General features: G+C 70.8%; 12 protein-coding genes. 11 read left to right on the plus strand and 1 reads right to left on the minus strand.

Annotation, left to right across the window (positions count from 1 at the left end; genetic code table 11):
• Positions 1-305: 305 nt before the first annotated feature.
• From hisD to ACFQU3_RS07365, 8 genes are all read left to right on the plus strand, one after another.
• Positions 306-1,673, plus strand: coding sequence for a histidinol dehydrogenase (gene hisD / locus ACFQU3_RS07330; protein WP_385908198.1), 1,368 nt, complete (start codon positions 306-308; stop codon positions 1,671-1,673).
• Positions 1,670-2,848 carry a histidinol-phosphate transaminase gene (locus ACFQU3_RS07335; RefSeq protein WP_385908200.1) on the plus strand — a complete coding sequence of 393 codons (1,179 nt, stop codon included), beginning with the start codon at positions 1,670-1,672 and terminating at the stop codon, positions 2,846-2,848. Before hisD ends, ACFQU3_RS07335 begins: the two co-directional genes overlap by 4 nt.
• Positions 2,845-3,453, plus strand: a complete 609-nt coding sequence (gene hisB / locus ACFQU3_RS07340) for an imidazoleglycerol-phosphate dehydratase HisB (RefSeq protein ID WP_385908202.1) — start codon at positions 2,845-2,847, stop codon at positions 3,451-3,453. The genes ACFQU3_RS07335 and hisB overlap by 4 nt, the downstream gene beginning before the upstream one ends.
• Before the next feature lie 16 nt (positions 3,454-3,469).
• Positions 3,470-4,108 carry an imidazole glycerol phosphate synthase subunit HisH gene (gene hisH, locus ACFQU3_RS07345; protein WP_385908204.1) on the plus strand — a complete coding sequence of 213 codons (639 nt, stop codon included), beginning with the start codon at positions 3,470-3,472 and terminating at the stop codon, positions 4,106-4,108.
• Positions 4,109-4,162: 54 nt separating this feature from the next.
• Positions 4,163-4,525 (plus strand): hypothetical protein, encoded by a 363-nt coding sequence (locus tag ACFQU3_RS07350; RefSeq protein WP_385908206.1) that lies wholly within the window; start codon positions 4,163-4,165, stop codon positions 4,523-4,525.
• 203 nt (positions 4,526-4,728) lie between these two features.
• Positions 4,729-5,472 carry a bifunctional 1-(5-phosphoribosyl)-5-((5-phosphoribosylamino)methylideneamino)imidazole-4-carboxamide isomerase/phosphoribosylanthranilate isomerase PriA gene (priA, locus tag ACFQU3_RS07355; RefSeq protein ID WP_385908208.1) on the plus strand — a complete coding sequence of 248 codons (744 nt, stop codon included), beginning with the start codon at positions 4,729-4,731 and terminating at the stop codon, positions 5,470-5,472.
• Positions 5,469-6,293, plus strand: a complete 825-nt coding sequence (locus tag ACFQU3_RS07360; RefSeq protein ID WP_385908210.1) for an SseB family protein — start codon at positions 5,469-5,471, stop codon at positions 6,291-6,293. The genes priA and ACFQU3_RS07360 overlap by 4 nt, the downstream gene beginning before the upstream one ends.
• A gap of 26 nt (positions 6,294-6,319) precedes the next feature.
• Positions 6,320-7,687: a DUF445 domain-containing protein gene (locus ACFQU3_RS07365; protein WP_385908211.1), complete on the plus strand. Its 1,368-nt coding sequence runs from the start codon at positions 6,320-6,322 to the stop codon at positions 7,685-7,687.
• Positions 7,688-7,715: 28 nt separating this feature from the next.
• On the opposite strand, the gene ACFQU3_RS07370 is transcribed toward ACFQU3_RS07365, so the two are convergent.
• A complete protein-coding gene (locus ACFQU3_RS07370; RefSeq protein ID WP_385908213.1) occupies positions 7,716-9,503 on the minus strand; it encodes a sigma-54-dependent Fis family transcriptional regulator in 1,788 nt (595 codons plus the stop codon).
• A gap of 264 nt (positions 9,504-9,767) precedes the next feature.
• Here ACFQU3_RS07370 and ACFQU3_RS07375 point away from each other — a divergent pair, with 264 nt between their 5' ends.
• The 3 genes from ACFQU3_RS07375 to ACFQU3_RS07385 all read left to right on the plus strand — a co-directional run bounded on the left by ACFQU3_RS07375 (position 9,768) and on the right by ACFQU3_RS07385 (position 13,753).
• Positions 9,768-11,399: a hypothetical protein gene (locus ACFQU3_RS07375; protein WP_385908215.1), complete on the plus strand. Its 1,632-nt coding sequence runs from the start codon at positions 9,768-9,770 to the stop codon at positions 11,397-11,399.
• Positions 11,400-11,525: 126 nt separating this feature from the next.
• Positions 11,526-12,590, plus strand: a complete 1,065-nt coding sequence (locus ACFQU3_RS07380) for a 2Fe-2S iron-sulfur cluster-binding protein (RefSeq protein ID WP_385908217.1) — start codon at positions 11,526-11,528, stop codon at positions 12,588-12,590.
• Positions 12,591-12,646: 56 nt separating this feature from the next.
• Positions 12,647-13,753, plus strand: a complete 1,107-nt coding sequence (locus ACFQU3_RS07385; RefSeq protein ID WP_385908219.1) for an aromatic/alkene monooxygenase hydroxylase subunit beta — start codon at positions 12,647-12,649, stop codon at positions 13,751-13,753.

The raw sequence follows: 13,753 nt of genomic DNA on the forward strand, positions 1-13,753 counted from the left end.
GTGAGCGCGACGCAGGCGGGGACGACGGCGACGGCGAGGCCTGCGAGGACGGCCGCGAGGCGGCGCCGGGAAATGACGACGGGGCACGGGATCTCCTGTGCGGTAGGGGAGTCGGGCGTGCCCCGCCCGGTCGGGCGGCGGCCACACGAGCGTCGTGGAAACCCCGTGGCGCCGGGGTCAGCCGTTGGTCAGTCCTTCCCCAGTCGCCGGTCAGGATTCGGCAGGCCGGACGGTACGTCCGTCACGGTCTCCGCACCCTGAGACCGCGACGCCTGCGCGCGAGGGGGCCTCCTAGACTTTGACCCATGATGTCCTCCCTCGACCTGCGCGGACGCACGCTCGACGTGCGCTTCCTGCGCCGGGCCCTGCCCCGAGCCGAGTTCGACGTCACGGCCGCCCTCGAGCAGGTGCGGCCGATCTGCGAGGACGTCGAGCATCGAGGAGCAGCGGCGCTGCGCGACCTCGGTGAGCGGTTCGACGGGGTCCGGCCGACGCACCTGCGGGTGCCGCGGGCCGTGCTCCGGGCCGCGCTCGACCGTCTCGACCCCGACCTGCGGGCCGCGCTGGAGGAGTCCATCCGCCGCGCCCGCATCGTGCACGCCGACCAGCGGCGCACCGACACGACGACCCACGTCGTGCCCGGGGGCACCGTGACCGAGCGGTGGGTGCCTGTCGACCGCGTCGGCCTCTACGTGCCCGGTGGCCTCGCCGTCTACCCGAGCAGCGTCATCATGAACGTCGTCCCGGCCCAGCTGGCCGAGGTCGGCTCGCTCGCCGTCGCGTCCCCGCCGCAGCGCGAGAACGTCGGCGAGTTCGCCGGCTACCCCAACCCGACGATCCTCGCGGCGTGCGCGCTGCTCGGCGTCGACGAGGTGTACGCCGTCGGCGGCGCCCAGGCGGTCGCGATGTTCGCGCACGGCTTCGTCGACGACGACCCCGAATGGGCGAGGGTCGACGGCGCTCAGGTCGTCTGCGACCCCGTCTCCCTCGTCACCGGCCCCGGCAACATCTGGGTCGTCGCCGCGAAGCGCCTCCTCAAAGGCCTCATCGGCATCGACGCCGAGGCCGGACCGACCGAGATCGCGATCCTCGCCGACGACTCCGCCGACCCCGACCACGTCGCCGCGGACCTCGTCAGCCAGGCCGAGCACGACCCCCTCGCGGCGTCGGTGCTCGTCACCGACAGCGAGGAGCTCGCCGAGGCGACCCAGCGCGCCCTCGGCCGTCGCGTGCCCGCGACGAAGCACTCCGAACGCGTCACCGAGGCGCTCGAGGGCACCCAGTCGCGCATCGTTCTCGTGGACGACGTCGACGCGGGACTCGAGGTCGTCAACGCGTATGCCGCCGAGCACCTCGAGATCCAGACGCGCGACGCCGACGACGTCGCCGCCCGCGTGCGCAACGCAGGAGCCGTGTTCGTCGGCCCGCACAGCCCGGTCAGCCTCGGCGACTATGCCGCCGGCTCCAACCACGTGCTGCCCACGGCCGGCTGTGCCTGCCACTCGAGCGGCCTGTCGGTGCAGTCCTTCCTGCGCGGCATCCACGTCGTCGACTACGACGAGGCGGCCCTGCGCGGCGTGGCCCGCCACGTCGTGACGCTGGCCCAGGCCGAGGACCTCCCAGCCCACGGCGAGGCGGTCACGGCCCGCTTCGGCGACGAGGTGCCGCGGTGACCGGCACCGAGGGCGGCGCCGCCTCCGCCGGCCCGTCGGCGAGGGACGAGGTGCAGCGGCTGCTGCGCCCCGACCTGAGGGGCCGCACGCCCTACGGCGCCCCGCAGCTCGACGTCCCGGTGCGGCTCAACACCAACGAGAACTCCTACCCGGTGCCGCAGGTCGTCGTCGACGCCGTCGTCGCGGCGCTCGCGGGCGAGGTGGCGGGTCTCAACCGTTATCCCGACCGTGAGTTCACCGACCTGCGCAAGGCGCTGACGGCATACGTCGAGAAGCAGTCCGGCGTGTCCGTGACACCCGAGCAGCTCTGGGCGGGCAACGGCTCCAACGAGGTGCTCTCGCACGTCGTGCAGGCCTTCGGCGGCCACGGTCGGGTCGCGCTGGGCTTCACGCCGAGCTACTCGATGCACCCCATCATCAGCGAGACGCACGGCACCGCGTGGGTCGACGGTCTGCGCGGCACCCCGAGCGAGCCCGACTCCTTCGACCTCACACCGGAGTCCGCGGCGGCCCAGGCGCGCGAGCACGACCCGTCGATCGTCTTCCTGTGCTCGCCGAACAACCCGACCGGCACGGCACTTCCGTTCGAGGTCATCGGTGCCGTCCTCGACGCAGCTCCCGACGCCGTGGTCGTGGTGGACGAGGCCTACGCAGAGTTCGCCCGGCCCGGCACCCGGTCCGCGCTGACCCTCCTGGCCGGCCACCCTCGGCTCGTCGTGACGCGCACGATGAGCAAGGCGTTCGCCTTCGCGGGCGGGCGGCTCGGCTACCTCGTCGCGGCACCCGAGCTCGTCGACGCGCTGCGCCTCGTCCGGCTGCCCTACCACCTGAGCAGCCCGACGCAGACGATCGCCCGCGTCGCGCTCGAGCACGCCGACGTCATGCTGGGCACGGTCGAGGTCATCAAGCACCAGCGCGACCGCATCGTCGACCGGCTCGCCGAGCTCGGCGCACGCCCCGTCGCGAGCGACAGCAACTTCGTGCTCTTCGGCGGCCTGCGCGACGAGAAGGCCACGTGGCAGGCGCTGCTCGACGAGGGAGTCCTCGTACGCGACATGGGCATCGCCCACCACCTGCGCGTCACGGCGGGCGACCCCGACGAGACGACCGCCTTCCTCACGGCCATGACCCGCCTCGCACCCACCCACGTCGACCGGCAGGAGCCCGACGCATGAGCCCCAGCAGCCGCACCGCGAAGATCACCCGCGCGACCTCCGAGTCGTCGGTCGAGCTCTGGCTCGACCTCGACGGCACGGGCACGTCCGACGTGTCCACGGGTGTGCCCTTCTACGACCACATGCTCCACTCGCTGAGCAAGCACTCGCTCATCGACCTCACGGTCAAGGCGACCGGTGATGTCGACGTCGACGTGCACCACACCGTCGAGGACACCGCGATCGTCCTCGGCCAGGCGTTGCGCGAGGCGCTCGGCGACAAGTCCGGGATCTCACGCTTCGGCGACGCCACCGTGCCGCTCGACGAGGCGCTGTGCCACGCGGTCGTCGACGTCGCCGGCCGCCCGTACGTCGTGCACGAGGGCGAGCCGGAGGGGCAGCAGTACGTGCTCATCGGCGGCCACTTCACGGGGTCGATGACGCGTCACGTCTTCGAGTCGTTCGCGTACAACGCGGGCCTGTGCCTCCACGTGCGCGTCCTCGCCGGTCGCGACCCCCACCACATCGTCGAGGCGCAGTTCAAGGCCGTCGCCCGCGCGCTGCGTGCCGCGATCGCGCCCGACCCGCGCGTCGTCGGCATCCCCAGCGCCAAGGGAGCCCTCTGACGATGGAGGCTCCTCGATGAGCGCCGACGTCGTCGTCCTCGACTACGGCAGTGGCAACGTCCGCTCGGCCGTGCGCGCCCTCGAGCGCGTCGGGGCGAGCGTGACCCTGACCGACGACCCCGTCCGGGCGCTCGAGTGCGATGGCCTGTTCGTGCCCGGCGTCGGAAACTTCCACGCGTGCATGGCCGGGCTCGCGGCCGCCCACGGGCCGCGCATCATCGACCGGCGGCTCAGCGGCGGGCGTGCCGTGCTCGGCGTGTGCGTCGGCATGCAGGTGCTCTTCGACGGGTCGACCGAGCCGTCCGGCAGCCCGCTGGAGGGACTCGGCGAGTGGCCCGGCACGGTCGAGCGGCTACCCGCCGACATCGTCCCGCACATGGGGTGGTCGGAGGTCGAGGTGGCGGACGGCTCGAGCCTCTTCGCGGGCGTCGAGCAGGAGCGGTTCTACTTCGTCCACTCGTATGCCGTCCAGCAGTGGACGCTCGTTCCCACCGGTGCGTTCGCGCGGGTCGCGCCGCGGGTCACGTGGGCGCGGCATGGTGCGAAGTTCGTCGCCGCGGTCGAGAATGGCCCCTTGAGCGCGACACAGTTCCATCCCGAGAAGTCCGGCGATGCCGGAGCGCAGCTGCTCGAGAACTGGGTCCGCAGCCTGTGACCACGCCGAGCGGCCCTTCCTGACGAGGGTGCTCGGCCTCGACGAGGAGGAGCCGTGGCGACGAGGAAGACGAGGCGCACCAGCTCGAAGCCGGCCGGCGCGAGCCGTCGGACGACCCGGCGCACGGCTTCCTCGGCGGGCCGCCGGCGCCCGACCGGCGCGCTCTACCCGCGTCGCCGGCGTAGCAGGCCCGGGTTGCCGACCACGGTCGGCACGGCCCTGGGGACGCTCGTCGTCACGACGCTCCTCGACGTGTCCTGGCCGGTGCGCATCGGGCTCATCGCCCTGGTGGTCGTCGTCGGGCTCGGCTACGTCCTGTGGCGCCACCGGGCCGAGGTCACCTCGGCCGGTGGGGCTCCCGACAGTACCGATCCCGCGGCCGTGCCGCCGGACGAGCACAGCCCGCCCGCCGGGTGAAAAGGCCCACTCGACGTGCTTGTCGAGCACCTCCCACGTCGAGTGGGCACTTTCACCCGCGGCGACGCCTCGGCAGCCGAGTGGGCACCCCTCCGTGGACGCCCTGGTGGGCACGCCCACGCACCGGGCCGGTCCCTCGCACCGGGCGGACGCGCGGCATACTCGGGACGTCCATCATCGACCTCCGAAGGAGCGCCTGACCCATGACCGACCAGCCCCGCCTCGAGCTGCTCCCGGCGGTCGACATCGCCGACGGGCAGGCGGTCCAGCTCGTCCGGGGCGTCGCCGGCACCGGCGGCCAGTTCGGCGACCCGTGGGAGGCGGCGAAGGCCTGGCAGGACGCCGGTGCCGAGTGGATCCACCTCGTCGACCTCGACGCCGCGTTCGGACGCGGCAGCAACCGCGAGCTGATCTCCTCCATCGTCGGCCGCCTCGACCTGCAGGTCGAGCTGTCGGGCGGCATCCGCGACACCGAGTCGCTCGATGCAGCCCTCGCGACGGGCTGCCGCAGGGTCAACATCGGCACGGCCGCGCTCGAGGACCCGGAGTGGACGGCCTCGATCATCGCGACGCACGGCGACCGCGTCGCCATCGGCCTGGACGTACGCGGCACGACGCTCGCGGCACGCGGCTGGACCCGTGAGGGAGGCGACCTGTGGGAGACGCTCGAGCGCCTCGACCGCGAGGGCTGTGCGCGCTACGTCGTCACCGACGTCAACAAGGACGGGATGCTCCAGGGCCCGAACGTCCAGCTGCTGCGCGACGTGTGCGCGCGCACCGACCGGCCCGTCGTGGCCAGCGGAGGCGTGTCGACGCTCGAGGACATCGAGGCGATCCGGGGTCTCGTCGGCGAGGGTGTCGAGGGCGCCATCGTCGGCTCGGCGCTCTACCGCGGCGCGTTCACGCTCCCCGAGGCCCTCGACGTCGCGGGGCGCCCCGGCTCATGACGACTCCCGCACCCGGCCACGGGCCCGAACAGGAGCACCGGCACCAGCACCGGGAGCACCGTGACGAGCACGGGCGTCCCGCCGACTCGGCCGGGCAGGCCTGGGCGGGCAAGTCCATCCCGTCGCACGCCTTCACCGGCGACACCGGCGAGGCCGACACCGCAGTGCTCGACGCCCTCGTGCGGGCGCACTCGGATCCGGGCGACGAGACCGAGCTGGACCTCATGGCGCAGGTCGCGTCCGCCCGCTGGCTCGTCCCGATCGTGACCGTCGCTTCCGAGGTCGACGAGTCGGGACTGCACGCCGTCGACACCCGCAGCGACATGGCCGCCGTGACGCTCACGTCACCCGACGGGTCGCGGGCCCTGCCGATGTTCACCTCGCTCGCAGCCCTCGCCGCATGGGACCCCGACGCGAGGCCCGTGCCGGTCCGCGCAGCCGCGGCCGCACAGGCTGCGATCAGCGAGGAGTGCCAGGTGCTCCTCGTCGACGTGGCCTCGCCGCACGCCACGGTGCTGCGTCCGAGCATGCTCTGGGCGCTCGCCCAGGAGCGCGCGTGGCAGCCCAGCCACCACGATGCGCACGTGGCGGACGCCGTGCGCGCCGCCGTCGCGGCCGAGCCCGACGTGTCGGGTCACCGGGTCGAGGCGGGTGGACCGGCAGGAGCGGGCGTCCTGCGTGTCGTGCTGGCGCTCGAGCCCGGGCTCGACGCAGACCGGGTCGGCGCGATCGCGACACGGATAGGGGAGCGCATCGCGACCGACGGCGAGACCCGTGCGAGGATCGATGCTCTGACCTTCGCGCTCGAGACGGCGCGCTGAGCACACCACCCGCGGAGGTGCCGATCGTGGACACCACACCCCAGGCGACGCGAGAACGCGATCCCGCCCCGACCTCCGACGTGCGCGAGGCCGAGCACCCGTCGGCTCAGGCCACCCGGCGCCCGATGCCGAGTGGGCCGCTCGGCTTCATCGTCGACCCGGCGCTGGACGCCCAGCGCCGGCGGGACCTGCGGCGGATGCGCCTCGTCGCGACAGGGCTGCTCGTCCTCGCCGCCGTCGTCTACGTCCTGACCCGAGGCCACGACGACGGCATCCTCGGCTTCGTCAACGCCGGCGCGGAGGCGTCGATGGTCGGCGCGTGCGCCGACTGGTTCGCCGTGACGGCGCTGTTCCGGCACCCGCTCGGGCTGCCGATCCCGCACACGGCGCTCATCCCGCGCAAGAAGGAGATGATCGGTCGCAGCCTCGAGGAGTTCGTCAGCGAGAACTTCATGCGCGAGGACATCATCCGCGAACGCGTCCTCGACGCCGAGCCGACGCGACGCGCCGCCGAGTGGGCCCTCGCGCCCGGGCACGCCAAGCGGCTCGTCGACGAGGTCGCGACCGTCACGGTGCACGCCCTGCACCGCATCCCCGACGAGGACGTGCGGGCGGTCATCGAACAGGCCGTGCTTCCCCGGCTCGTCAAGGAACCGATCAGCTCACTCGCGGGCGGCCTGCTCGACCAGGTGGTCCGCGACCAGGCGCACGTCGGCCTCGTCGACCTGACACTCGACGAGATGCGCGTGTGGCTCGTCGACAACCAGGACCTCTTCGAGTCGCTCATCACCCAGCGGGCTCCGGCGTGGGTGCCCGACGCGATCAACGACATCGTCGCCCGCAAGGCGCACATCGAGGCGCTCAAGTGGCTCGCCGACATCCGCAACGACCCGCAGCACGACGTGCGGCAGGCGCTGGACAAGCTCCTCGTCGACCTGGCCCACGACCTCCAGAACGACCCCGTGACGCAGGCCAAGGCCGAGCGGCTCAAGGAACGCGTCCTCGCCCATCCGCAGGTCGCCGACACGGCGATGTCGCTGTGGGGGTCGCTCCGTGCCGTCGTCGTCGCGGCCCTCGAAGACGAGGACGGGCCGCTGCGAGCCAGGGCCGTCCAGGAGGTCACAGCACTCGCCGAGCGGCTCCTCGCCGACGGGTCACTGCGCGCGCGCATCGACGCCCGCATCTGCGACGTGACGATCTATGCCATCGACCGCTACGGCACCGAGCTGACGCGCATCATCAGCGACACCGTCGAGCGCTGGGACGGCAAGGAGACCGCCGAGCGGGTCGAGCTGCAGGTCGGCCGCGACCTCCAGTTCATCCGGATCAACGGCACGCTCGTCGGCGGCCTCATCGGCATGCTCATCCACGCCGTCTCCATCGTGATCCCCTGAGCGTTCGGCGCGGTCCGTCGTCGACGGGTCAGGGGCGTGGGTCGATCATGTAGCCGCGGATCTTGCGGTAGATCGTTGCCCGCGACATGCCGAGGTGCTGCGCCGCGAGCGCCTTGTTGCCGCCGTGGTCGTCCAGCGCACGGGTGATCGCGTCGCGCTCCAGCGCTTCGAGCGGGGTGAGGCTCCGGCGGCCGACGGCCATGCACTCCGGGGGGAGGTCCGCCAGCTCGATGGTGCCGCTGCGCTTGGTCGTGACGATCTTGCGCAGGGTGTCACGCAGCTGGCCGACGTTCCCCGGCCACGGATGGCGCGTCAGCTGGTTGACGGCCGACTGCGAGATGTGCAGCTCCCGGTTCGGTGACAGCGAGCGCAGCAGGTGCGGGATGACGACCCGGATGTCCTCCGGCCGGTGGCGCAGCGGCTCGAGCACCACGGTCCGGTCGAAGCAGGGCACGACCTGCGTCTCGACGGCCTCGCTGCGCGTCGACGGAGTGCGGGTGGCCACGACCCAGCGGGCGGCACCCTGCGAGCGGTCCGAGTGCTCGACGAGCAGCGAGGCCACCGACTCGACCAGAGTGGCGTTCAGCCGGTCCAGGTGACGGATGACGAGAGTTCCCTCGTCGGTCGAGAGCTCGTCGACGAGCGCGTCGAACCAGGCCTCCGGGTCCGCGTCGGACGCCGCGGCGTCGAGCACCCGGAAGTGCCGTTCCGGGGAGTGCGCCAGGTGGATGCCCCGGGCGACGGAGAACGCTCCGACGCCGGGCTCGCCCTCGACGACGACCCACGCGCCGGTGCGATGGGCGTCGCGGAGCTGGAGGATGACCCGGACCCACTCCGGGCTCGTTCCCGCCACCCCGGGCAGCGACACCGAGACCGGTCGCAGGTGCCTCGACCCTCCGCCGCCCAAGAGCTTGGAGGGCTCCTGCAGCTGCACGCGGAAGACCCCGCCGACGACCCTCGGACCCACCGAGGTCGGTCGGTAGTCGAGCCTGGCCACGGTGCCGCTCGGCAGGTCGGCGACGAGCGTGAGCGGGGCGTTCTCGCCGATGGCGTCACCCGTGCGGGCGACCAGCGCGGTGCGGTCGGCGACGTCGAGCCGTTGCTGCGTCAGGCGGTTCATCATGACGACTTCGTCGCCCAGGGCCAGGACCGGACCGGTCGCGTGGCGACAGGCGGCGAGGTAGTCGCGCAACAGGGTCAGCTCGCTCACCGAGACCTTCGCCAGGATCTCGGCCTCGATGCGCTCGGCGATGGACCGCGCGTACGACAGCAGGAGACCGTTGGAGACGCCGGCTGCGCACGTGAGGTCGAGGACGCCGACCAGCGCGCCACTGATCGGGTGGTGCACCGGCGCCCCGGCACACGCGAACATCATGAGCGGCTCCGTGAAGTGCTCGCTGCCGACGATGAGCGTCGGCGTGCGCGTCAGCAGCGTCGTGCCGATGCCGTTCGTCCCGACCGACTCCTCCGCGTAGGTGAAGCCGGGCGCGAGACTCACCCGCTCCAGCCGCCTCCCGAGGGCCGAGTCGGTGCAGGCCCGGTGGATCACGTGGCCGGCAGCATCGGCGAAGATCATGCTCACCGGTTCGTCCCCGAGCTGCGCGGCGGCGCTCGCGAGCACGTTGCCCACGAGACGGTGCATGTCCGAGTCACCCAGCCCGGCGGCATACGCAGGCTCGACGAGCTCGGGGTTGACACCGGCCTGCGTGCTGCGCTGCCACGACTGCCCGACGACCTCCCGCACGGTCCCGGACACGACACCCGACTCGATGAAGTGGTCCCTGGCGAGCTCGACTGCCTGGGTTCGGTGGGCCACGGCTCAGCTCCTTGCTCGGCTGGCGGCGCGACGGTGCGCCTGCGTGTTCTGCCCAGTGTCCGTGCGGCCCCCGTCTTCGGCAAGGAACGTCTCGGCGTGCACGCACGGGCCGTCTCAAAGTGAGACGGCGCAGGTCAGGTGGCCGCCCGCTCTCACATTGAGACAGCCGCCCCGGCGGCACGGCGCGAGTCTCCTTCCACACGGCGAAACGATCCGCCGAACCGGCTCGGTCCGCCCGGACCGACCCGACACCAGGAGGCAAGAGTGAGCAGACAGAGTCTGACGAAGGCCCACGCCAAGATCTCCGAGCTGACGTGGGAGCCGACCTTCGCGACGCCCGCGACGCGCTTCGGCACGGACTACACGTTCGAGAAGGCTCCGAAGAAGGACCCGCTCAAGCAGATCATGCGGTCCTACTTCCCGATGGAGGAGGAGAAGGACAACCGCGTCTTCGGCGCGATGGACGGCGCGGTGCGCGGCAACATGTTCCGCCAGGTCCAGCAGCGTTGGCTCGAGTGGCAGAAGCTGTTCCTGTCGATCATCCCGTTCCCCGAGATCTCGGCCGCCCGCGCCATGCCCATGGCGATCGACGCGGTGCCCAACCCGGAGATCCACAACGGGCTCGCGGTCCAGATGATCGACGAGGTCCGTCACTCGACGATCCAGATGAACCTCAAGAAGCTGTACATGAACCAGTACATCGACCCGGCCGGCTTCGACATGACGGAGAAGGCGTTCGCGAACAACTACGCGGGCACGATCGGCCGGCAGTTCGGTGAGGGGTTCATCACCGGCGACGCGATCACCGCCGCCAACATCTACCTCACGGTCGTCGCCGAGACGGCGTTCACCAACACGCTCTTCGTGGCGATGCCCGACGAGGCGGCCGCCAACGGCGACTACCTGCTGCCGACGGTGTTCCACTCGGTCCAGTCGGACGAGTCACGGCACATCTCGAACGGCTACTCCATCCTGCTCATGGCCCTGGCCGACGAGCGCAACCGGCCGCTCCTCGAGCGCGACCTGCGCTACGCGTGGTGGAACAACCACTGCGTCGTCGACGCCGCCATCGGCACCTTCATCGAGTACGGCACGAAGGACCGCCGCAAGGACCGTGAGAGCTACGCCGAGATGTGGCGCCGGTGGATCTACGACGACTACTACCGCAGCTACCTGCTGCCGCTCGAGAAGTACGGCCTGACCATCCCGCACGACCTCGTCGAGGAGGCCTGGAACCGGATCACGAACAAGGGCTACGTCCACGAGGTCGCCCGCTTCTTCGCCACGGGCTGGCCGGTGAACTACTGGCGCATCGACACCATGACGGACACGGACTTCGAGTGGTTCGAGGAGAAGTACCCCGGGTGGTACAGCAAGTACGGCAAGTGGTGGGAGAGCTACAACCGCCTCGCCTACCCGGGCAGGAACAAGCCGATCGCCTTCGAGGACGTGGGCTACCAGTACCCGCACCGCTGCTGGACGTGCATGGTGCCGGCCCTCATCCGTGAGGACATGGTCGTGGAGAAGGTCGACGACCAGTGGCGGACCTACTGCTCGGAGACGTGCTACTGGACCGACGCCGTCGCGTTCCGGTCGGAGTACGAGGGGCGTGAGACGCCGAACATGGGGCGGCTCACCGGCTTCCGCGAGTGGGAGACCCTGCACCACGACAAGGACCTCGCCGACATCGTCAAGGACCTCGGCTACGTCCGCGACGACGGCAAGACCCTCATCGGGCAGCCGCACCTCGACCTCGACCCCCAGAAGATGTGGACGCTCGACGACATCCGCGGCAACACGTTCATGAGCCCCAACGTGCTCCTCAACGAGATGTCCGACGCGGAGCGCCAGGCCCACGTCGCGGAGTACCGCGCGAACGGCACGAAGGTCGCCTGAGCGGCGACCGTCGCCACCCGGCCGCCCGGCTCCACCGCCAGATCGGGTTGGCGGCGCCGCCAGGGATGAGTGGCGCCGCCAACCCCCGCAACCGCCGGGCCCGGACCGATACGAGAGGAGGCCCCCGTGGCCGACACCCACAAGATCTACTTCGAACCCGTCGACATCGAGATGGAGGTCGGCGAGGACGAGAAGATCCTCGACGCCGCGTTCCGCCAGGGCATCCACCTCATGCACGGGTGTCGCGAGGGCCAGTGCTCGGCCTGCAAGAGCTATGTCCTCGACGGCGAGATCCAGATGGAGCGGTACTCGACGTTCGCCTGCAACGACGCCGAGGTCGACGAGGGCTACGTCCTGCTCTGCCGGGCGCACGCCTTCAGCGACTGCACCATCGAGCTGCTCAACTTCGACGAGGACGAGCTGCTCGGCGGGGTGCCGATCCAGGACGTCCGCACCAGGGTCACGGCGATCGAGCCGATGACGCGCGACATCGTGTCGTTGCGCCTGACGGCGGTCGAACCGGCGACCTACGTGTTCAAGCCCGGTCAGTACAGCGACATCGGCATCCCGGGGACCAACGAGCACCGCTCGTTCTCCATGGCGACGACGCAGTCCACCCCGGGCGAGGTCGAGTTCCTCATCAAGAAGTACCCGGGCGGGACGTTCTCGGCGCTGCTCGACGGTGGCCCGTCCGGCCTCGCGGTCGGGGACGAGCTGCACGTCAACGGGCCCTACGGCTCGTTCACGATCAAGGAGGGGCACGTCCTTCCCGTCGTGTGCATCGGGGGAGGGGCGGGGATGGCCCCGATCCTCTCGCTCCTGCGCCACCTCAACGAGACCGAGAGCACCCGTCCGGTCCGCTTCTACTACGGCGCCCGGACGGCGGCTGACCTCTTCTACGTCGACGAGATCCTCACTCTCGGAAAGGGTCTGCGCGACTTCGAGTTCGTCCCGTGCCTGTCCGAGTCGCTCGACGACACGTCCCGAGGAGGAATGCCGATGGGCGTGTCACCGGAGGCCGGCAACGTCACCGACGTGGTGGCGCGGCGCGAGTCCGAGCTGGCGAGGTGCGAGGTCTACCTGTGCGGCCCGCCGCCCATGGTGGACGCCGCGCTGCTCTTCCTCGAGGCGCAGGGCGTGCCCGGAGACCAGGTCTTCCACGACTCGTTCACGAGCCCGGTCACCGCCTGAGCGCTTCACCTCCACGAATCACCAACACCCACAACAACACCAATGACGGAGTTGACATGGTTGACATCACCGACCAGAAGACGCGCAGCTTCCCCAGGATCGAGTTCACGGACTCCGAGGCAGGCGCCCTGGAGTTCCCCAGCTCGAGGAGCCGCACCTACAACTACTACGAGCCGGCCAAGCTCCGGGCGACGATGTACGAGGACGTCACCGTCGACGTGCAGCCCGACCCTGACCGCCACCTGACGCAGGGCTGGATCTACGGCTTCGGCAACGGTCCCGGCGGCTACCCCAAGGAGTGGACCAAGGCCCAGTCCTCCGACTGGCACCGCTTCCTCGACCCCAACGAGGAGTGGGAGCAGACGATCTACCGCAACAACTCGGCGGTCGTCCGGCAGGTGAGCCGGTGCCTCGAGAACGCCAAGCGGGCGGGTGCGTACGAGGGGTGGAACCACGCCTGGGTGATGTTCATCGAGCGCAACCTCGGAGCCTGGATGCACGCCGAGAACGGCATCGCCCTGCACGTCTTCACCTCGATCCAACGGTCGGCGCCGACGAACATGATCAACAACGCCGTCGCCGTGGCGGCCGCACACAAGATGCGGTTCGCGCAGGACCTCGCCCTGTTCAACCTCGACCTGTCGGAGGCGGGTATCGGCTTCGACGGCGGCACGCATCGAGACGTCTGGCAGAACGCGCCCGAGTGGCAGCCGACCCGCCAGACCGTGGAGGAGCTCACCGCGGTCGGGGACTGGGCCGAGCTGACGTTCGCGACGAACGTCGTCTTCGAGCAGCTGGTGGGCCAGCTCTTCCGGAGCGAGCTCGTCATGCAGATCGCCGCACGCAACGGCGACTACATCACCCCGACGCTCGTCGGCACGGGTGAGAACGACTACGCCCGTGACCTCGCGGCGTCGCGCAACCTCTTCCAGCTGCTCGTGCGCGACGAGCAGCACGGCGCGGCCAACAAGGAGCTCGTCGGCCAGTGGCTGTCCACGTGGGTGCCGAGGTGTCTCGCCGCGGCACACGCGCTGCAGCCGATCTGGTCGCAGCCGGCCGAGAAGACCATCACCTTCGCCACGTCCCTCGACGCGGCCAAGGACAAGTTCCGCACCCTGCTCGAGGAGATCGGGCTCGACATTCCGAAGGAGTTGGACCAGTGA

The organism is Terrabacter sp. GCM10028922 (genome assembly GCF_042666095.1).
Classification (GTDB): Bacteria; Actinomycetota; Actinomycetes; order Actinomycetales; family Dermatophilaceae; genus Terrabacter.